Genomic DNA, 19,719 nt, shown 5'->3' with positions numbered 1-19,719 from the left:
GGTCGAAGGGCCGATACCCATTGAGGAAGGTCGGAATGAAGTTATCCGATGGTTTTGACGCTCGCCGCTTGCGGCCCAAAGGCCAACGCAACTGGCGTTTTCGAATCGGCGCGACGTTCGCGGCACTGCTGGCGATGTGCGGCGTGTTGCTGGCCATGGCCGGTGCCGCCGGCCTGCTCGGCCACGCACCCGCCCTGGGTGAATTGAACACCAGCCGCACCGGCGCTGCCGTGATCCTGGCCATCGGCCTGTTCGTGCTGTACCTCGGTGTCTGGCTGTGGCGCCGTTGCCGCCGTCGCTCCCGGCAGTCGCGGGAACTGGCCATGTCCCCGCACCTGATGAAAAAACACGACTGAGCCAAGCGCCGCGCGCGTTTTTGTCGCGCCCGATTCGCTTCGAGTTGGGTAAACTGGCCGCCCTTCGCGGAGGCTGACATGCAAGACGACGATTTTTCCCTGTTCAAAAGCGCGATCCAAGGCGTCAAGCCGATCAAGCACGATCGCGCCGAAACCGGCAAACCCAAGGCTGACCGTGCGCAGATTGCCAAACTGCGTCAAGCGGCCACCGTGCGTACCGAATCCACCACCGTTGACGGTCTGTCCGATCAGTTCGTCATCGACGTCGGCCCTGAAGACGAGCTGATGTGGGCGCGTGACGGCGTGCAGGAAAGCCAGATGCGCAAGCTCAAGATCGGTCAGATTCCGTTCGAAGGCAGCCTCGACCTGCACGGCATGAGCGTGGAAAAGGCCCGGGAAACCCTCTGGGCGTTCCTCGCCGAAGCAACCAGATTCGAAATCCGCTGCGTGCGCGTCACCCATGGCAAGGCAGTACGCCTGGACGGCAAGCGGCCGATGATCAAAAGCCACGTCAACACCTGGCTGCGCCAGCATCCACAAGTGCTCGGCTTCACCTCGTGCCAGGCGAAACACGGCGGTGCCGGGGCGGTCTATGTGATGCTCAAACGCACCATGATGGAAGGCCGCGACGAGTAAAGCTGATGCGCCACGCTTGCAGCGTCGTGTCCGTCACCGTACCCTTGCCCTTTGCGTAAAATCCCACAGGTAGTTTCATGTCCCTGGAACAGAATTACACGGCGATCCTCGGCCAGCTCGGCGAGGACGTTTCCCGCGAAGGCCTGCTCGACACGCCAAAACGTGCCGCCAAAGCCATGCAGTACCTCTGCCGCGGCTATGAACAGACACTGGAAGAGGTCACCAACGGTGCCCTGTTCAGCTCCGACAACAGCGAAATGGTGCTGGTCAAGGACATCGAGTTGTACTCGTTGTGCGAACACCACCTGCTGCCGTTCATCGGCAAGGCGCACGTTGCCTACATCCCGAGCGGCAAGGTCCTGGGCCTGTCGAAGGTGGCGCGGATCGTCGACATGTACGCCCGCCGCCTGCAGATCCAGGAAAACCTCAGCCGCCAGATCGCCGATGCGGTCCAGCAAGTCACCGGCGCCCTGGGCGTTGCGGTGGTGATCGAGGCCAAGCACATGTGCATGATGATGCGCGGTGTGGAGAAGCAGAATTCGACGATGATCACCTCGGTGATGCTCGGTGAGTTCCGTGAGAACGCCGCCACCCGCAGCGAATTCCTCAGCCTCATCAAGTAATTCGCGGCACGAAGAAAACCGGCATTCATCGCCGGTTTTTTTTCGTCCGCAAAAAATCAGGTAAGCTGCGCGCCCTTCTTCATTTGCACCGTGAGGCTTTCAACGTGTTCGTAAAAGCGCTTCGTGTCGGCCTTGGCCAACTGATCATCTTCATCGACTTCCTGACTCGCCCAAGCAAAAAGCAGCGCCCTGCCGCCGCCCAGGCCCAGGTTGAATCCGCCGCCAAGGGGCTGACCCTGTATCAATTCCACGCCTGCCCGTTCTGCGTGAAGACTCGCCGCACCCTGCGCCGCCTGAACGTGCCGGTGGCCCTTCGCGATGCGAAGAACAACGAACAGGATCGCCAGGCCTTGCTCGAGCAAGGCGGCAAGATCAAGGTGCCGTGCCTGCGTATCGAAGAGAATGGCCAGACCACCTGGATGTATGAGTCCAAAGTGATCATTGATTATCTGGACAAGCGTTTCGCGGCAGCCTGATTTGCTTGTAGTGTTCTGACTGACGCCTTCGCGAGCAGGCTCGCTCCCACAGTTGACCGCATTTCCCTGTGGGAGCGAGCCTGCTCGCGAAGAGGCCGGCACAGGCACCGCAAACTTCAGACAAAAATAAACCGGCCCTTGCGCCGGTTTATTTGTTTTCAGGCCGCTTGCGCCGCCTGCGCCTGTCGCACCACCGTCGCCAGCCGCTTGAGCCCCTCCTCCAGCCGCGCCGGGTCAATGTGGCTGAAGTTCAACCGCAAATACCCGTGATGCTTGTCCGGTTCGGGGAAGAACGGCTCGCCCGGCATGAACGCCACATCGTTGGCCAACGCCGCATTGAGCAAGGTTCGAGTGTCCAGCGGCTGCTTGAGTTTCAACCAGAAAAACAGCCCGCCCTGTGGTTCATTCCAGTCCGCCAGATCAGAGAAGTGAGTTTGCAGCGCCAGCTGGAACGCATCCCGGCGCACCCGGTAAAAATCCCGTAGTTCACTGCGATGCTGCTGATACTTCTCGGTTCCGATCCATTGCAGTGCCTGCCACTGGCCGACCCGATTGGTGTGCAGGTCCGCCGACTGCTTGAGTTTCAACAGATGGGGAAACAGGTCCGGACTGGCGATCAGATAGCCCACGCGCAAACCTGGCAACAGGGTTTTCGACACGGTCCCGGTATAGATCCAGCTGGCCTTCTTCAAGCGACCGGCAATCGGCGTGGCGCTGCCGCCATCGAAGGTCAGTTCGCGATAAGGCTCGTCTTCGATCAGGGTGACGCCGAACTCGTCGAGCAGCGCTGCCACCGCGTCGCGCTTGGCTTCGCTGTAACGCACCGCCGAAGGATTCTGGAAGGTCGGAATCAGGTAGATGAAGGCCGGGCGGTGTTGCTCCAGGCGAGCGCGCAGCTCTGCCAGGTTCGGCCCGTCAGCCTCCAGCGGCACGGTCAGGCAATCGGCGCCGAACAGCTGGAAAATCTGCAATGCCGCCAGATAAGTCGGCGCTTCGAGCAGGATTTCGGTGCCCTTGTCGATGTAGAGCTTGGCGGCCAGATCCAGAGTTTGCTGTGAACCACTGACCACCAGTACCTGACTTGCCTCACATGCCACGCCCAACGCTCGCGCCTCGGCGGCCAGCGCCTCACGCAGCGCCGGTTCGCCCTCGCTCATGCCATATTGGCCCATGGAAAGCGGCATCTCGGCCCAGTCGACCTTCGGCAGCATGGCTTCCGCCGGCAGACCTCCGGCAAACGACATCACCTGCGGGCGCTGGGCCGCAGCAAGGATTTCACGGATCAAAGAACTTTTAAGGCGTGAGACACGTTCGGAAAAAGCCATGGGGATCACCGGTAGCGAGGCATGAGGAAAATGAGTCAAACTTGTTGACCGAAATTACGCTTCTTCGAATGGATACGTCAACATGCTTGACCTTAAAAACCCGCTTTCCCAGCAGCAAGCCATGGAAGCGTTTTTCTTCGGCTACCAGGCTTTCACCGCCAAGGCCGATGAAATGCTCGAACGCCGCGGCCTGAGCCGGGTGCATCAACGCATCGTGTTTTTCATCGCCCGCTATCCGAACCTGAGCGTCAAGGAACTGCTGGCCTTGCTCGGCGTGAGCAAGCAGGCGCTGAACATGCCGTTGCGGCAATTGTTGGAGATGCATCTGGTCGAGAGCGTCGCGTCCGAGACGGACAAGCGTAAACGTCTGCTGGAGTTGACAGCGGAAGGCGCGCGGTTTGAGCAGGCATTGAGGCGTGAGCAGGTGAAATTGCTGGAGCGGGTGTTTGCCGAGGCTGGGGAGACGGCGGTGAATGGGTGGTTGGCGGTGAATCTGGCGCTGGGGCAAACCCGGTTGTCGGCAGACTGAGTATTCAATCTGCTGGATTTGTAGTGGCTGATCCGGCCTCTTCGCGAGCAAGCCCGCTCCCACAGTGATGGATGGTGTCCACAAATCTTGTGCCTGACCGGGTTTCCTGTGGGAGCGGGCTTGCCCGCGAAGGGGCCGGAACAGGCGATATATCCCTAAAGCCAAACTTTTCGTCGACAAAACCAAAAACATTATTTGCATTATTTGTATACAAAAGCATAATCCACTTCGTGCGAGTTCCTGACCAAGCGGTCAACAAATTCGCAAGTGCCTCAAAGGGCCGCTGCCACCCTCATGGGTCCGGCCCTGGAAATAACAATAAAACTCTTGAGGAGTACTCGCTGTGGAAAGCCGCAAATCCGAAGCATCGACGCTGGATCTCTCGCCGCCATTACGCAATGGGCTGCTGGAACGTCTGTTCAAACTCAGCTTGCACGGCACCACGGTGAAGACCGAGCTGATTGCCGGTCTGACAACCTTCATCACGATGGCTTACATCATTTTCGTCAACCCCAACATCATGGCCGACGCCGGGATCGATCACGGTGCGGCATTCGTCGCCACCTGTATCGCTGCAGCACTCGGCTGCCTGTTGATGGGCCTGTACGCCAACTGGCCGGTCGGCCTGGCGCCAGGCATGGGGCTCAACGCCTTCTTCACCTACACCGTGGTCGGCACCATGGGCTACAACTGGGAAACCGCCCTCGGCGCGGTGTTTGTGTCCGGTGTGTTGTTCATGATCCTGACCTTCTCGCGGATCCGCGAATGGCTGCTCAACAGCATCCCGGTCAGCCTGCGCTTCGCCATGGGCGCCGGCGTGGGTCTGTTCCTGGGGCTGATCGGCCTGAAAACCGCGGGTATCGTCGTCGACAGCCCGGCCACGCTGATCAAGCTCGGCTCCCTGCGCGAACCCGGCCCGCTGCTCGCCGCCGTATGCTTCCTGATGATCGCCATCCTCAGCTATCACAAGGTGTTCGGCGCGATCCTCATCAGCATCATCACCGTGACCCTCGCTGGCTGGGGTCTGGGCCTGGTGCACTACGAGGGCATCATGTCGGCCCCGCCAAGCCTGGCTCCGACCTGGATGGCCATGAACGTCGCTGGCGTGTTCAACGTCAGCATGATCAGCGTGGTCCTGGCGTTCCTCTTCGTACACATGTTCGACACCGCCGGTACCTTGATGGGGGTTGCCCAGCGCGCCAACCTGGTGGGCGCTGACGGTCGCATCGAAAACCTTTCCCGCGCCATGAAAGCCGACAGTGCTTCCAGCGTATTCGGTGCGGTAGTCGGCGTTCCGCCAGTGACCAGCTACGTGGAAAGTGCTGCCGGTGTCGCTGCGGGTGGTCGGACTGGTCTTACCGCAGTCACCGTGGGTGTGCTATTTATAGCGGCAATGTTTTTCGCACCACTGGCCGGCATGATTCCCGCCTATGCCACCGCTGGCGCACTGATTTATGTAGCAATGCTGATGATGGGCGGCATGGCCCACATCGAATGGGATGAAGCGACCGACAGCATCCCGGCGATCGTCACCGCAATCATGATGCCACTGACCTTCTCGGTCGCTGATGGCATCGCGCTGGGCTTCATCACCTACGTGGCGCTGAAGGCCGGTACCGGCAAGTACAAGGAAATCTCCGTCAGTCTGTGGGTGCTCTGCGCGATCTTCATCGCCAAGTTCATCTTCCTGTAAACCTTACGCGGGACCCGCTTCAAAACAGCCTCACCCCCTCGGGTGAGGCTTTTGTGCAAATGGAGGAAAGTGATGAGTCTGGAAACCTGGCTGCTGTTCAGCGGCGCTGCGCTGATAGTGATCCTGATCCCGGGACCCCTGTCGTTGCTGATGATCAGCAACAGTTTGAATTACGGCCTGCGCCGCTCTTACCCGGCCTTTCTCGGCGGCGTGTCCGCATCGATCTGCCTGCTGAGTGCTTCGGCGCTGGGCCTGGGTGCGTTGTTGCTGGCATCGGAACAGCTGTTCAGCGCCCTGAAGATTCTGGGTGCCCTTTACCTGTTCTACCTCGCCTGGCAGAGCTGGCAGCAATCGCGCCTGCCTTCCCATGGCGCCGAAGTGCCACAGGCCGCGCCGGTGCCACGCTTTCGCGCACTGTTCGGGCGTGCGTTCATGCTGGGCGCCAGCAATCCGAAAGACATCCTGTTCTTCGCCGCTTTCCTGCCGCAGTTCTTGAGTGCCGAACAGCCGTTCCTGCCGCAGCTGCTGGTGATGATTGCGACCTGGACCCTGCTCGACCTGCTGTGCAAATTAGCCTACGGCCTCGGCGCCCATGGTGCGGCGCGCTATCTGCGCAGCGGCAAGGGCCAGAGCTGGTTCAACCGGATCAGTGCGGGGTTGTTTGGTGGTGCGGGGGCTGCGTCTCTGCTGAGCCGCTAAACAGCAAGAGCAAAAGCTCGCAGCCTTCGGCAGCTCCTACATATCCCGCGTAGGAGCTGCCGAAGGCTGCGATCTTTTGATTTTTTCACAGACGAAAAAAAGCCCGCAGTGTGAGCGGGCGAAAGACCAAAGAAGCTATATGCGCAGTCGCTTCCAGGGTGCAGCAGCTGCTTGGGGGATCAGCTGCCGCGATAGGTGGAGTAGCTGTAAGGCGAAATCAACAACGGCACGTGGTAGTGATCCTGCTCGGCAGAGATGCCGAAACGCAGCACCACCACATCCAGGAAGGCCGGCTCCGGCAGCTTGACGCCGCGGGCGCGGTAGTAATCGCCGGCATGAAACTGAACCTGATAGACCCCGGTGCGGTAGTCATCGCCTTGCAGCAACGGTGCATCGACACGGCCATCGCTGTTGGTTATCGCGCTGGCGACCAATTCCAGGTGCGATCCTTCAACGCGGTACAACTCGACCTTGATCGAGCTGCCCGGGCAACCGTGTGCTGCGTCCAAAACGTGTGTAGTCAAACGTCCCATTGATTCTGCGCGCCTGCCTGCATGGAGCAGTCAGACTTCGCGCCTCCCGAAGTCAGTTGAAAAGGAGACCGCACCGATTCGGAGCACGAAAAGTTGCGGCGAGCGACTGATTAAGACACTTTTCAAAAAAATTGTACACAATAAAAACGACATTTTTCGCGCCATACCCGGCACCTGCACATTTGCCGCCGATTTCCCGCCGAACAGCACACTCCATGAACCCTTCATCAAATTACTGACCAGTCAGGCAGATTTCTTGCAGGCTCACGCCAATAGCAGTAAAAGATGACAGTCGGTTAAAAATGCGAAAATTCAGGCTTACAAAGTGAATATAAAGTTGTATACAATCAGCCCATCGCTGTGACGCCAGCCTGCCAACCAATCTTCAGCTGCGTCACACCAACCGTCATCATCGAACAAGAAGGAAGCCTGCAGTGAGCGCTGACTACCCACGCGACCTGGTCGGTTACGGCAGTAACCCTCCTCATCCACACTGGCCGGGCAATGCCCGCATAGCCCTGTCGTTCGTACTCAATTACGAAGAAGGCGGCGAGCGCAACATCCTGCACGGCGACAAAGAGTCCGAAGCCTTCCTCTCGGAAATGGTGTCTGCCCAGCCGCTGCAAGGCGCGCGCAACATGAGCATGGAATCCCTTTACGAGTATGGCAGCCGTGCCGGCGTGTGGCGGATCCTGAAACTGTTCAAGGAATTCGACATTCCGCTGACCATCTTCGCCGTGGCCATGGCCGCCCAGCGTCACCCGGACGTGATCCGCGCCATGGTCGATGCCGGCCACGAGATCTGCAGCCACGGCTACCGCTGGATCGACTACCAGTACATGGATGAAAACCAGGAACGCGAGCACATGCTCGAAGCGATCCGCATCCTCACCGAAATCACCGGTGAACGCCCACTGGGCTGGTACACCGGCCGCACCGGTCCGAACACCCGTCGCCTGGTGATGGAGGAAGGCGGTTTCCTCTACGACTGCGACACCTACGACGACGACCTGCCCTACTGGGAACCGAACAACCCGACCGGCAAGCCGCACCTGGTGATCCCGTACACCCTGGACACCAACGACATGCGCTTCACCCAGGTCCAGGGTTTCAACAAGGGCGACGACTTCTTCGAATACCTCAAGGATGCGTTCGACGTGCTCTACGCCGAAGGCGCCGAAGCACCGAAGATGCTGTCGATCGGCCTGCACTGCCGCCTGATCGGCCGTCCGGCGCGTCTGGCTTCGCTCAAGCGCTTTATCGAATACGCTAAAAGTCATGAACAGGTGTGGTTCAGCCGTCGCGTCGACATTGCACGCCACTGGCAGGAAACCCACCCGTACCAAGGGGCCGCGAAATGAGCGCCTTTCAAACATTGAAACCCTCGACATTGAGCCGCGACGCCTTCGTCAAAGCCTTCGCCGACATCTACGAACATTCGCCATGGGTGGCCGAAAAGGCCTTCGACCTGGGCCAGGATGCCTCGATCGACGAGATCGAAACCCTGCACCAGCGCATGAGCGACATCCTGTTGAGCGCCGATCACGCCAGCCAGTTGGCTCTGATCAACGCTCACCCGGACCTGGCCGGCAAAGCCGCCGTCCAGGGCCAGTTGACCGAAGCCAGCACCCATGAACAGGCTGGCGCCGGTATTCACCAATGCACGGCCGAAGAGTTCCAGCGCTTCACCGAGCTGAACGACGCCTATAAAGCCAAGTTCAAGTTTCCCTTCATCATGGCGGTAAAAGGCAGCAACCGGCATCAGATCCTCGCAGCGTTCGAAACGCGCATCCACAACCCGGTCGACACCGAGTTCAAGTGCGCGCTGGCGGAGATCAACAAGATCGCCCTGTTCCGATTACTGACCCTATAGCAAGCCTGGCCCAGCGATTTCATGAACGCCGAAACCGCCCAGGGCCTTGCAAGCATCCCAAGCCAACTTATTAAAGGCAGACAAGAAGAATGAAAGCTTACGCCGTACCTTTCGAGAAGTTCGTCAACCTGGCCGACGCCCGCCTGGGCACCAAAATCATCTCGGTCACCGATGACTGGTTCGCAGACGCCAACCGTCTGTTCCAACCGACCCCGGCCGTATGGAAGGAGGGCGTGTTCGATGACAACGGCAAGTGGATGGACGGCTGGGAATCGCGCCGCAAGCGCTTCGAAGGCTTCGACAGCGCCGTGATCCGCCTGGGCGTACCGGGTTCGATCAAGGGCGTCGACATCGACACTTCATTCTTCACCGGCAACTTCCCGCCATCGGCGTCCCTGGAAGCCTGCTTCCTGGCGTCCGGCGAGCCTGATGAAAACACCCAGTGGACCGAAGTGCTGTCCGCCGTCGAGCTTCAAGGCAACAGCCACCACTACCACGAAATCAGCAACGACCAGGCCTTCAGCCACCTGCGCTTCAACATCTACCCGGATGGCGGCGTGGCCCGTCTGCGTGTGTACGGCGTGCCGTTCCGCGACTGGTCGGCCATCGGCGACAACGAGCAAGTCGACCTGGCCGCCGCCCTCAACGGTGGCCGCGCCCTCGCCTGCTCCGATGAACACTTCGGCCGCATGAGCAACATCCTCAACCCGGGCCGTGGCATCAACATGGGCGACGGCTGGGAAACCGCGCGTCGCCGTACCCCGGGCAATGACTGGGTCATCGTCGCGCTGGGTCATGCCGGTGAAGTCGAGAAAGTCATCGTCGACACCCTGCACTTCAAGGGCAACTACCCGGACAGCTGCTCGATCCAGGGCGCCTTCGTGAAGGGCGGCACCGACAGCCAGATCGAAACCCAATCGCTGTTCTGGCGTGAACTGCTGCCAAGCCAGAAGCTGGAAATGCACGCCGAACACACCTTCGCCGAGCAGATCAAGGCACTGGGCCCGATCACCCACATCCGCCTGAACGTGTTCCCGGATGGTGGTGTGAGCCGCCTGCGCGTATTGGGCAAGGTCGCTAAATAAGCGGTGAGGCCAATCGCGAGCAAGCTCGCTCCCACAGGTTTTGTGAACGCCACAATCCAATGTGGGAGCGAGCTTGCTCGCGATGGCGATAGAACTAACAACACAGAATTCAAGGTAAGAAGACCAGCATGCGCACACTGACGATTGAACCGCTGACCAAAGAAGCCTTCGCCCCTTTCGGTGACGTGATCGAAACCGACGGCAGCGATCACTTCATGATCAACAACGGTTCGACCATGCGCTTCCATAAACTGGCGACGGTCGAAACCGCTACGCCAGAGGACAACGCGATCATCAGCATCTTCCGCGCCGACGCGCAGGACATGCCGTTGACCGTCAGCATGCTGGAGCGCCATCCGCTGGGCAGCCAGGCTTTCATTCCGCTGCTCGGCAACCCCTTTCTGATCGTGGTCGCGCCACTTGGCGATGAACCTGTATCAGGCTTGGTCCGCGCCTTCGTCACCAACGGCAGGCAGGGCATTAATTACCATCGCGGCGTCTGGCACCACCCGGTGCTGACGATCGAAAAGCGGGATGACTTCCTGGTGGTTGATCGCAGTGGCACAGGCAATAACTGCGATGAGCATTTTTTCAAAGAGGATGAGCGTTTGATCCTCGCCCCCCACCAATAAGAGAAGGTCCGATCACTCGACAACAAGAGTGACGGGCGAGAGGTAAAGACTGTGGAAGCACATCTGTTGGAATGGCTGAACCTGAGCGTGCGCTGGGTTCACATGATTACTGGCGTGGCCTGGATCGGTGCGTCGTTCTATTTCGTCTGGCTGGAAAACAACCTCAACCGGGTCAACCCGAGAACCGGCCTGGCCGGCGATTTGTGGGCGATCCACGGCGGCGGTATCTACCACCTGGAAAAATACAAGCTGGCCCCACCGACCATGCCGGACAACCTGCACTGGTTCAAATGGGAAGCCTACTTCACCTGGATGTCGGGGATCGCGCTGCTGTGCGTGGTGTTCTACTCCAACCCGACACTCTACCTGCTGGCTCCGGGCAGCACCCTGAGCGGTCCTGAAGGCGTGGCCATCGGTATCGGCTCGCTGTTCATCGGCTGGTTCGTCTACTCCTTCCTGTGCGACTCGGCCCTGGGCAAACGCCCTGCCCTGCTCGGCTTCATCCTGTTCGTGCTGATCATCGGCGCGGCCTACGGCTTCAGCAAAGTGTTCAGCGGTCGCGGTGCGTACCTGCACGTCGGCGCGATCATCGGCACCATCATGGTCGGCAACGTGTTCCGCATCATCATGCCGGCACAGCGTGCACTGGTGGCGGCGATCGCCGAGAACCGCACGCCGGATCCGGCCCTGCCGGCCAAAGGCCTGCTGCGTTCGCGTCACAACAACTACTTCACCTTGCCGGTGCTGTTCATCATGATCAGCAACCACTTCCCGAGCACCTACGGCAGCCAGTACAACTGGTTGATCCTGGCCGGGATCGCGGTACTGGCGGTGTTGGTGCGTCACTACTTCAACACCCGTCATGACAGCCACAAGTTTGCCTGGACGCTTCCAGTCGCAGCCGTCGGCATGATCAGTCTGGCTTACGTCACCGGCCCTGCGCCGCTGAACAGCCCGGAAGTGGCCAAGGCACCGGCGAAGATCGAATACCAGCCGCTGCCGGAAACCGCAGTGGGCGGTGGTTTGAAACCCGCTGAAGCCAAACCTGCAGAAACGCCAGCCGCCGCTCCAGCGCAAGCGTCCAACGCCGGCCCTGGCTTTGACAAAGTGCACAGCGTGATTCAGGAACGTTGCGCGGTTTGCCACTCGGCCAAGCCCACCAGCCCGCTGTTCAGTGCGGCCCCTGCCGGCGTGATGCTCGACACCCCCGAGCAGATCCGCCAGAACGCACCGCGGATCCAGGCGCAAGCCGTCACCAGCCAGATCATGCCACTGGGCAACATCACGCAGATGACCCAGCAGGAACGTGACCTGATCGGTGCCTGGATTGTGCAGGGAGCCCAGACCAATTAATCGTTAAAAGCATCGCGAGCAAGCTCGCTCCCACACAGGCAACACAGAACCTGTGGGAGCGGGCTTGCCCGCGAATGGCCGCAAAGCGGCCTACCTGATTCGAATACAGCTGCCGGCAACATTGCGGCTGTAAATCACAAGAATAAAAAAGATCCGAGGTGTTGCATGTCCGAGCTATCCGCAGCGCGCATCCCCGACGCACCCGCCATTCAGCGTTTGCCCCTCTTGCAACTGATCCTGGTCGGTTTGCAACATGTTCTGCTGATGTACGGTGGCGCCATCGCGGTGCCGCTGATCATCGGACAGGCCGCTGGCCTGAGTCGTGAAGAAATCGCCTTTTTGATCAACGCCGACCTGCTGGTGGCGGGTATTGCCACCATCGTCCAGTCCCTCGGCATCGGCCCCATGGGCATTCGCATGCCGGTGATGATGGGCGCCAGCTTCGCTGCCGTCGGCAGCATGGTCGCCATGGCCGGCATGCCCGGTATCGGCCTGCAGGGGATCTTCGGCGCGACCATCGCCGCCGGTTTCTTCGGCATGCTCATCGCGCCGTTCATGTCCAAGGTCGTGCGCTTCTTCCCCCCTCTGGTGACCGGCACGGTCATCACCTCGATCGGTTTGTCGCTGTTCCCCGTGGCCGTGAACTGGGCCGGCGGCGGTGCCAGCGCCGCTCAATTCGGCTCGCCGATCTACCTGGCCATCGCCGCTCTGGTGCTGGGCACCATCCTGTTGGTCCACCGTTTCATGCGCGGCTTCTGGGTCAATATTTCCGTGTTGATCGGCATGTGCCTGGGCTACGTGCTCTGCGGCCTGCTCGGCATGGTCGACCTCAGCGGCATGGCTCAGGCGCCATGGCTGCAATTCGTTACGCCGCTGCACTTCGGCATGCCGAAATTCGAACTCGCACCGATCCTGTCGATGTGCCTGGTGGTGGTGATCATTTTCGTCGAGTCCACCGGGATGTTTCTTGCGCTGGGCAAGATCACCGGCCAGGAAGTCTGCCCACGGATGCTGCGTCGCGGATTGCTGTGCGATGCCGGCGCCTCGTTCTTCGCCGGGTTCTTCAACACCTTCACCCACTCCTCCTTTGCCCAGAACATCGGCCTGGTGCAGATGACCGGTGTGCGCTGCCGCTCCGTGACCATCGTCGCCGGCGGTTTGCTGATCGTCCTGAGCCTGCTGCCCAAGGCCGCATTCCTGGTGGCCTCGATCCCGCCGGCAGTCTTGGGCGGCGCAGCGATTGCGATGTTCGGCATGGTCGCCGCCACCGGGATCAAGATTCTCCAGGAAGCCGACATCGGTGACCGTCGCAACCAGTTGCTGGTGGCGGTGAGCATCGGCATGGGCCTGATCCCGGTGGTGCGCCCGGAGTTTTTCGCCCACCTGCCCGTGTGGATGAGCCCGATCACCCACAGCGGCATCGCCATGGCCACCCTCAGCGCGCTGACGCTGAACCTGCTGTTCAACATCCTTGGCGGCGCCGAACGCGCGGCCATCAACGACTGCCACGCCCACTAAGACAGAAACGCACACCCCCTGTAGGAGCGAGCCTGCTCGCGATGAACCCGAGAACACCGCGTTTATCCAGATAACACGCGTAATCGTTGACGACCATCGCGAGCAAGCTCGCTCCTACAAGGGCAGGGGTTTCCTGTGCCTCAAAAATAAAAACAAGAGGGAGCAACAGATGATTCGGACACAAACCAACCTGCTGTTGGGTGCTGGCCTGCTGGCCGCGAGTCAGGCCATGGCCGGCGATTTACTGCTGTGGCAGACCAACAGCCTGAGCTATCTGTACGGCAAGGACTTCGCGGTCAACCCATCAATCCAGCAGACGATAACCTTCGAGCACGCCGACCGCTGGAAGTACGGCGACAACTTCATGTTCATCGACAGCACCTACTACAACGGCGAGAAAGACCGGAACAAAGGCGTCCACGCCTACTACGGCGAGTTCAGCCCGCGCCTCTCCCTGGGCAAGATCCTCGACCGTCGCTTCGAGTTCGGCCCGATCAAGGACGTGCTGCTGGCCATGACCTACGAGAACGGCGAAGACGACACCGAGGCCTACCTGATCGGCCCCGGATTCGACCTCGCGGTACCGGGCTTCAATTTTTTCACCTTGAATTTCTATTACCGCCAGACCGAAGGCTCGCGTCCCGGCGACGACGTCTGGCAGATCACGCCGGCCTGGTCCTTCACCCTGCCATTGGGCAACTCGAACCTGTTGATCGACGGCTACATGGACTGGGTCGTGGATAACGACCAGAACGCCCATGGCACCTATCACGCCAACCTGCACTTCAACCCGCAGATCAAGTACGACCTGGGCAAGGCCCTGGGCTGGCGGGAGAAACAGGTGTACGTCGGCGCCGAATACAGCTACTGGAAAGACAAGTACGGCATCGAAAACAGCGGCAAATTCGACACCAATGAAAACACCACCAGCCTGCTGGTGAAGGTGCATTTCTGATGCTGCCCCGCAACCGTGCGCCAAACCTGTCGTCGGTGCGCCGTTGCGGAGCACTTGAGACCTGGCCGAGGAGTCAGTATTCTCCGCGGCCGCCCGAATCCGGTTTAAAAAAAAGCCCGGATGTAAAACCTGACCAGAAAGCCAACTTATCCCGGCGCTGGCAGACACCAAGGCACTCCAAAACCCCTCTCAATCGACCGCTTTTGAGCCGTCGAGCGGGAGTTTTTTTGCTTTTTGAAAGCCTTGGCTCAGCTCTTGCTATCAGCACCAAAGCTGACCAACTGGATCATTTTTTACCGCTACGGAAACAGGCGCCACACCAGAGCGCCGACCTTAAAAAAATAACGTGGAACCACCTACTTTTTGGGAGCAACCGAATGAAACGTACGTGCACTAGCCTGATGCTGGCGGGATCGATGCTGGTCGGGGGCCAGGCCATGGCCGGCGATTTGCTGCAGTGGCAGACCAACAGCCTGACCTACCTGTATGGCAAGGACTTCCAGGTCAACCCGCGCATCCAGCAGACGGTGACCTTCGAACACGCCGATGGCTGGAAGTACGGCGACAACTTCTTCTTCATCGACAAGATCTTCTACAACGGCAAGGAAGACCACTTCGCGGGTGAAAACACCCACTATGGCGAGCTCAGCCCGCGCCTGTCGTTCAACAAGATCTTCGACCAGAAGTTCGAGTTAGGCCCGATCAAGGACGTCCTGCTGGCCATGACCTATGAGTTCGGCGAAGACGACACCGAGTCGTACCTGATCGGCCCTGGCTTCGACCTGGCCATCCCGGGCTTCGACTACTTCCAGTTGAACTTCTACAACCGTCACACCGAAGGCGACCGCCCGGGCGACAACATCTGGCAGGTCTCGCCGGTCTGGTCCTACACCATCCCGGTGGGTGACTCGGACGTGCTGATCGACGGTTTCATGGACTGGGTCGTCGACAACGATGTCAACAGCAAAGGCGAATACCACGCCAACCTGCACTTCAACCCACAGGTCAAATACGACCTGGGCAAAGCGCTGAACCTTGGCGAAAAGCAGCTGTACGTGGGTGTCGAGTATGACTACTGGAAAAACAAGTACGGGATTGAAGACAGCCAGGGCTTCAAGACGGATCAGAGCGTGACCAGCTTCCTGGTCAAGGTTCACTTCTGATCATTTAATTCTGTAGGCGTCTACATGGGCGCCTTCGCGAGCAAGCCCGCTCCCACATTTGATCTGCGCCGTACGCAATTATTGTGTTCGCTGAAAATCGAGTGTGGGAGCGGGCTTGCTCGCGAATGGCTGCACCGCCTATCTCAAGCCGAGACTGCAGGCTCCGCCAAGCCGAGAAACCGGCTCAACTCCCCACGCTTGGCCAACGCATCGCTCCGCCCCAGCTCAATCAACTCGCTGCAATACCCCGCCTCGAACAGCAGGTAACTCAACACCCCCGCCCCGCTGGTCTTGGTCGCACCCGGCCCGCGCAGGAACAGGCGCAATGCCGGCGGCAACTCCTGACGATGTCGCGCGGCAATCTCATCGATCGGCTGGCTCGGAGAAATCACCAGCACGTCCACCGGTGCCACGCCCAATGCGCGGGTCGGTGTGCCGTCAGGCATCAGGTGACTGAACTGGTTCAGGCGCTGCAACAGCTCGATGTCACTTTCCAGGCTGTCAATGAACGTACTGTTGAGCATGTGCCCGCCGATCTGCGCCAGGGTCGGCTGCTGCCCGGTGTAGCTGCGCTGCAAGGGTTGTTGCGGGTCGATACCGCGGGGGTTGCCGCTGACGCCCACCACCAGCACCCGACTGGCGCCCAGATGCAGCGCCGGGCTGATCGGCGCCGACTGACGCACCGCGCCATCACCGAAATACTCTTCGCCGATTTTCACCGGGGCGAACAGCAGCGGAATCGCCGAACTGGCGAGCAAGTGTTCAACCGACAGTCGGGTGGGAACACCGATGCGTCGGTGGCGCAACCAGGCATCGATCTTGCCGCCGCCCTGATAAAAGGTGACGGCCTGGCCAGACTCATAGCCGAACGCCGTGACCGCCACCGCCTGCAATTGCTTCTGTGCGATCGCTTCGGCGATACCGCCCATATGCAGCTTGTCGTTGAGCAGATCCCTCAGCGGCGAACTGTTGAGCAGCGCCACCGGAACCTGGGAACCGATGCCGAGCAAACTGTGGCTGACAAAGCGACTGGCCTGGCGAATGACCCCGGGCCAGTCGCTGCGCAATACCAGAGGGCTGCGAAAGCCCTGCCAGAAGGCCGTCAGGCGCTGGATGGCATGACGAAAGTCCATTGCCCCGCTGGCGAGGCTGACGGCGTTGATCGCACCCGCCGAGGTGCCGACGATCACCGGAAACGGATTGCTCGCCCCCGGCGGCAGCAATTCGGCAATCGCCGCCAGCACCCCGACCTGATAAGCCGCCCGAGCCCCGCCTCCGGAAAGAATCAGCCCTGTAACCGGTTCAGCTGGACTCATGCACAACTCTCCATGGTGCTTGATGGGATGACGTTGCCTTGTAGGAGCGAGCCTGCTCGCGATGGACGTCAACGATAACGCGGGTAACCTGACGCCCCGTGGCGCTCTCCAGTCCATCGCGAGCAGGCTCGCTCCTACAGGGGGTCGGGGTTCAACGGCGTTTGGCGTACAGCTTCGGCTCGCCCGGTGGGCGGCTCTTGAAGCGGCGGTGGGCCCACAGGTATTGCTCGGGATATTGGCGCAGGACGCCTTCGATCCATTGGTTGATGCGAATGCAGTCTTCTTCCTCGGTTTCTCCGGGGAAGCCTTCGAGCGGCGCATGGATCACCAGGCGATAACCGCTGCCGTCCGCCAGACGCTCCTGGGTGAACGGCACCACCAGTGCCTTGCCCAGCCGCGCAAACTTGCTCGTGGCGGTGACGGTCGCCGCCTGAATGCCGAACAGCGGCACGAAGATGCTTTGCTTGGCGCCGTAGTCCTGATCCGGCGCGTACCAGATCGCGCGGCCCGAGCGCAGCAATTTGAGCATGCCGCGCACGTCTTCACGCTCTATCGCCAGCGAATCGAGGTTGTGCCGCTCGCGGCCCTGGCGCTGGATGTAGTCGAACAGCGGATTCTTGTGCTCGCGGTACATGCCGTCGATGGTGTGCTGCTGACCGAGCAATGCCGCGCCGATTTCCAGCGTGGTGAAGTGCAGCGCCATCAGGATCACGCCCTTGCCTTCGCGCTGGGCCTGCTGCAGATACTCCAGCCCCTCAACGTGAGCGAGACTCGCCAGGCGCTTGCGCGACCACCACCAGCTCATCGCCATTTCAAAAAATGCGATACCGGTGGAGGCGAAGTTTTCCTTGAGCAGGCGTTTGCGTTCGGCGGCGGTTTTTTCCGGAAAACACAGTTCCAGATTGCGCTTGGCAATGCGCCGTCTGTCGCCGGCCACGCGATACATCAATGCGCCCAGTGCACGGCCGATCCACAGCAGTGCCGGATACGGCAACTGGACGATCAGCCACAACAGCCCCAGGCCACACCACAGCGGCCAGAAACGTGGAGATAGAAATGCTTTTCGAAAACGCGGGCGGTCCATTAATGCTTCCGGAATGACAATGGCCGCGCATTCTACATCGTTCGACCCGGCTTGCGGCCTGCGGGCGTTCTCGTTATAAGTCTCGGCACTTTTAGTGACAAGTCGTTGTATGCCGACCATGAGCCAAACCGAACCGCTAGACCAAGATCCCGTGTTCCAGTTGAAGGGCAGCATGCTGGCCATTACGGTGCTGGAACTGGCCCGTAACGACCTGGAAAGCCTTGATCGGCAACTGGCCGCCAAGGTCGCCCAGGCGCCCAACTTCTTCAGCAACGCGCCGCTGGTACTGGCCCTGGACAAACTCCCGGCCAACGAAGGCGCCGTCGATCTGCCCGGCCTGATGCGCGTGTGCCGCCAGCATGGCCTGCGTACCCTGGCGATCCGCGCCAGCCGCATCGAAGACATTGCCGCCGCCATTGCGGTCGACCTGCCGGTGCTGCCACCGTCCGGTGCCCGGGAGCGTCCATTGGACCTGACCGAAGGCGAACCGAAGAAAAAACCGGAAAAACCGCCTGAACCGACCATCAAGCCGACAAAAATCATCACCTCGCCGGTACGCGGTGGCCAGCAGATTTATGCCCAGGGCTGCGATCTGGTGGTGATCTCCTCGGTCAGCCCGGGGGCGGAACTTCTCGCCGATGGCAACATCCATGTATACGGCCCTATGCGTGGTCGCGTGTTGGCCGGCGTCAAGGGCGACACCAAGGCGCGGATTTTCTGTCAGCAAATGAGTGCTGAACTGATCTCCATCGCCGGGCATTACAAGGTTTCCGAAGATCTGCGCCGCGATCCTCTGTGGGGTTCGGGTGTGCAGGTCAGCCTGTCCGGCGACGTGTTGAACATCATTCGGCTTTAACGGATACTGCCGCATTTTCCAAGCATCTCTAAAACGTAGCGAAAACGGCTCAAACGAAGTAGGAAAAAGGCCGAAAGCAGTGTTTACCGGGGGTAAGCGCCGCTCAAACCGGATTCCAGCCAAGGCTGTCCGACTGCAGTAGTTTTTCAGGAGATGTTTTTCAGGGGCTGAAAAGTCCTTTTTCCTTAGGGGTGAAACACCTTGGCCAAGATTCTCGTGGTTACATCCGGCAAGGGTGGTGTGGGTAAGACCACCACCAGCGCCGCTATCGGTACCGGCCTCGCTCTGCGCGGCCACAAAACAGTGATCGTCGACTTCGACGTGGGCTTGCGTAACCTCGACCTGATCATGGGTTGCGAGCGCCGCGTGGTGTATGACTTCGTCAACGTGGTCAACGGCGAAGCCAACCTGCAACAGGCCCTGATCAAAGACAAGCGCCTGGAAAACCTCTACGTGCTGGCCGCCAGCCAGACCCGCGACAAAGACGCGCTGACCGTCGAAGGCGTGGAAAAAGTCCTGATGCAACTCAAGGAAGACTTTGAGTTCGTGGTCTGCGATTCCCCGGCGGGCATCGAGAAAGGCGCCCACCTGGCCATGTACTTCGCCGATGAAGCGATCGTCGTGACCAACCCGGAAGTTTCCTCGGTACGTGACTCCGACCGCATGCTCGGCCTGCTGGCCAGCAAGTCCCGTCGCGCCGAACGCGGCGAAGACCCGATCAAGGAACACCTGCTGATTACCCGTTATCACCCGGAGCGTGTGAGCAAAGGCGAAATGCTCGGCGTAGAAGACGTCAAGGAAATCCTTTCGGTGACCCTGCTCGGCGTGATCCCTGAATCCCAGGCGGTGCTCAAGGCATCCAACCAGGGCGTTCCGGTGATTCTCGACGACCAGAGCGATGCCGGCCAGGCCTACAGCGATACCGTTGACCGCCTGCTGGGCAAGACCGTGGATCATCGATTCCTTGATGTACAGAAGAAGGGATTCTTCGAGCGCCTGTTTGGAGGCAACTAA

General features: G+C 60.0%; 21 protein-coding genes. 17 read left to right on the top strand and 4 right to left on the bottom strand.

Going from position 1 to position 19,719, the window contains the following annotated elements; genetic code table 11:
* Positions 1-35: 35 nt before the first annotated feature.
* The 4 genes from KW838_RS17910 (at position 36) to KW838_RS17895 (ending at position 2,091) form a co-directional block, all read left to right on the top strand.
* The gene (locus KW838_RS17910; protein WP_007974911.1) at positions 36-356 is read left to right on the top strand and encodes a hypothetical protein; all 321 of its coding nucleotides are present in this window, start codon (positions 36-38) and stop codon (positions 354-356) included.
* 78 nt (positions 357-434) lie between these two features.
* Entirely contained in the window at positions 435-992 is a 558-nt protein-coding gene (locus tag KW838_RS17905; protein WP_007974913.1) for a Smr/MutS family protein, read from the top strand.
* A 77-nt stretch (positions 993-1,069) separates the two neighbouring features.
* Positions 1,070-1,615 (top strand): GTP cyclohydrolase I FolE, encoded by a 546-nt coding sequence (gene folE / locus KW838_RS17900; RefSeq protein WP_007988130.1) that lies wholly within the window; start codon positions 1,070-1,072, stop codon positions 1,613-1,615.
* Between the two features lie 104 nt (positions 1,616-1,719).
* The gene (locus tag KW838_RS17895) at positions 1,720-2,091 is read left to right on the top strand and encodes a glutathione S-transferase N-terminal domain-containing protein (RefSeq protein WP_007974915.1); all 372 of its coding nucleotides are present in this window, start codon (positions 1,720-1,722) and stop codon (positions 2,089-2,091) included.
* Between the two features lie 158 nt (positions 2,092-2,249).
* On the opposite strand, the gene KW838_RS17890 is transcribed toward KW838_RS17895, so the two are convergent.
* The gene (locus KW838_RS17890; protein WP_102700130.1) at positions 2,250-3,416 is read right to left on the bottom strand and encodes a PLP-dependent aminotransferase family protein; all 1,167 of its coding nucleotides are present in this window, start codon (positions 3,414-3,416) and stop codon (positions 2,250-2,252) included.
* 82 nt (positions 3,417-3,498) lie between these two features.
* Between KW838_RS17890 and KW838_RS17885 the strand changes: the two genes are divergently transcribed.
* The 3 genes from KW838_RS17885 to KW838_RS17875 all read left to right on the top strand — a co-directional run bounded on the left by KW838_RS17885 (position 3,499) and on the right by KW838_RS17875 (position 6,337).
* Positions 3,499-3,945: a MarR family winged helix-turn-helix transcriptional regulator gene (locus KW838_RS17885; RefSeq protein WP_218502050.1), complete on the top strand. Its 447-nt coding sequence runs from the start codon at positions 3,499-3,501 to the stop codon at positions 3,943-3,945.
* Positions 3,946-4,288: 343 nt separating this feature from the next.
* Entirely contained in the window at positions 4,289-5,638 is a 1,350-nt protein-coding gene (locus KW838_RS17880) for an NCS2 family permease (RefSeq protein WP_007993083.1), read from the top strand.
* A gap of 72 nt (positions 5,639-5,710) precedes the next feature.
* Positions 5,711-6,337, top strand: a complete 627-nt coding sequence (locus tag KW838_RS17875) for a LysE family translocator (RefSeq protein ID WP_218502039.1) — start codon at positions 5,711-5,713, stop codon at positions 6,335-6,337.
* Positions 6,338-6,516: 179 nt separating this feature from the next.
* On the opposite strand, the gene uraH is transcribed toward KW838_RS17875, so the two are convergent.
* Positions 6,517-6,870, bottom strand: a complete 354-nt coding sequence (uraH, locus tag KW838_RS17870) for a hydroxyisourate hydrolase (RefSeq protein ID WP_007974925.1) — start codon at positions 6,868-6,870, stop codon at positions 6,517-6,519.
* Positions 6,871-7,304: 434 nt separating this feature from the next.
* Here uraH and puuE point away from each other — a divergent pair, with 434 nt between their 5' ends.
* The 8 genes from puuE (at position 7,305) to KW838_RS17830 (ending at position 15,449) form a co-directional block, all read left to right on the top strand.
* Positions 7,305-8,231, top strand: coding sequence for an allantoinase PuuE (gene puuE, locus KW838_RS17865; protein WP_102673301.1), 927 nt, complete (start codon positions 7,305-7,307; stop codon positions 8,229-8,231).
* Positions 8,228-8,743, top strand: a complete 516-nt coding sequence (uraD, locus tag KW838_RS17860; protein ID WP_007988147.1) for a 2-oxo-4-hydroxy-4-carboxy-5-ureidoimidazoline decarboxylase — start codon at positions 8,228-8,230, stop codon at positions 8,741-8,743. The genes puuE and uraD overlap by 4 nt, the downstream gene beginning before the upstream one ends.
* A gap of 89 nt (positions 8,744-8,832) precedes the next feature.
* Positions 8,833-9,828: an allantoicase gene (gene alc / locus KW838_RS17855; protein WP_007974931.1), complete on the top strand. Its 996-nt coding sequence runs from the start codon at positions 8,833-8,835 to the stop codon at positions 9,826-9,828.
* Between the two features lie 128 nt (positions 9,829-9,956).
* The gene (locus tag KW838_RS17850; protein WP_007960046.1) at positions 9,957-10,460 is read left to right on the top strand and encodes an ureidoglycolate lyase; all 504 of its coding nucleotides are present in this window, start codon (positions 9,957-9,959) and stop codon (positions 10,458-10,460) included.
* Between the two features lie 51 nt (positions 10,461-10,511).
* A complete protein-coding gene (locus KW838_RS17845; RefSeq protein WP_102699323.1) occupies positions 10,512-11,813 on the top strand; it encodes a urate hydroxylase PuuD in 1,302 nt (433 codons plus the stop codon).
* Between the two features lie 165 nt (positions 11,814-11,978).
* A complete protein-coding gene (locus KW838_RS17840) occupies positions 11,979-13,331 on the top strand; it encodes a nucleobase:cation symporter-2 family protein (protein ID WP_126046603.1) in 1,353 nt (450 codons plus the stop codon).
* A 169-nt stretch (positions 13,332-13,500) separates the two neighbouring features.
* Entirely contained in the window at positions 13,501-14,286 is a 786-nt protein-coding gene (locus KW838_RS17835) for an outer membrane protein OmpK (protein WP_126046605.1), read from the top strand.
* Between the two features lie 377 nt (positions 14,287-14,663).
* The gene (locus tag KW838_RS17830) at positions 14,664-15,449 is read left to right on the top strand and encodes an outer membrane protein OmpK (protein WP_102699326.1); all 786 of its coding nucleotides are present in this window, start codon (positions 14,664-14,666) and stop codon (positions 15,447-15,449) included.
* Positions 15,450-15,592: 143 nt separating this feature from the next.
* Here the strand turns inward: KW838_RS17830 and KW838_RS17825 are convergent, their stop codons facing one another.
* Positions 15,593-16,765, bottom strand: a complete 1,173-nt coding sequence (locus KW838_RS17825) for a patatin-like phospholipase family protein (protein WP_218502036.1) — start codon at positions 16,763-16,765, stop codon at positions 15,593-15,595.
* A gap of 151 nt (positions 16,766-16,916) precedes the next feature.
* Positions 16,917-17,849 carry a lipid A biosynthesis lauroyl acyltransferase gene (locus KW838_RS17820; RefSeq protein ID WP_015096126.1) on the bottom strand — a complete coding sequence of 311 codons (933 nt, stop codon included), beginning with the start codon at positions 17,847-17,849 and terminating at the stop codon, positions 16,917-16,919.
* Positions 17,850-17,967: 118 nt separating this feature from the next.
* Here KW838_RS17820 and minC point away from each other — a divergent pair, with 118 nt between their 5' ends.
* Together minC and minD are read left to right on the top strand one after the other, a co-directional pair.
* Positions 17,968-18,705 carry a septum site-determining protein MinC gene (minC, locus tag KW838_RS17815; RefSeq protein ID WP_046037759.1) on the top strand — a complete coding sequence of 246 codons (738 nt, stop codon included), beginning with the start codon at positions 17,968-17,970 and terminating at the stop codon, positions 18,703-18,705.
* A 201-nt stretch (positions 18,706-18,906) separates the two neighbouring features.
* Positions 18,907-19,719: a septum site-determining protein MinD gene (gene minD, locus KW838_RS17810; RefSeq protein ID WP_007974946.1), complete on the top strand. Its 813-nt coding sequence runs from the start codon at positions 18,907-18,909 to the stop codon at positions 19,717-19,719.

It is taken from the genome of Pseudomonas sp. PDM27 (assembly GCF_019219205.1).
In the GTDB taxonomy this organism is placed as follows: Bacteria; Pseudomonadota; Gammaproteobacteria; order Pseudomonadales; family Pseudomonadaceae; genus Aquipseudomonas; species Aquipseudomonas laurylsulfatiphila.
The sequence above is the reverse complement of the archived record's forward strand: the minus strand, read 5'-3'. Positions and strand labels throughout refer to the sequence as shown.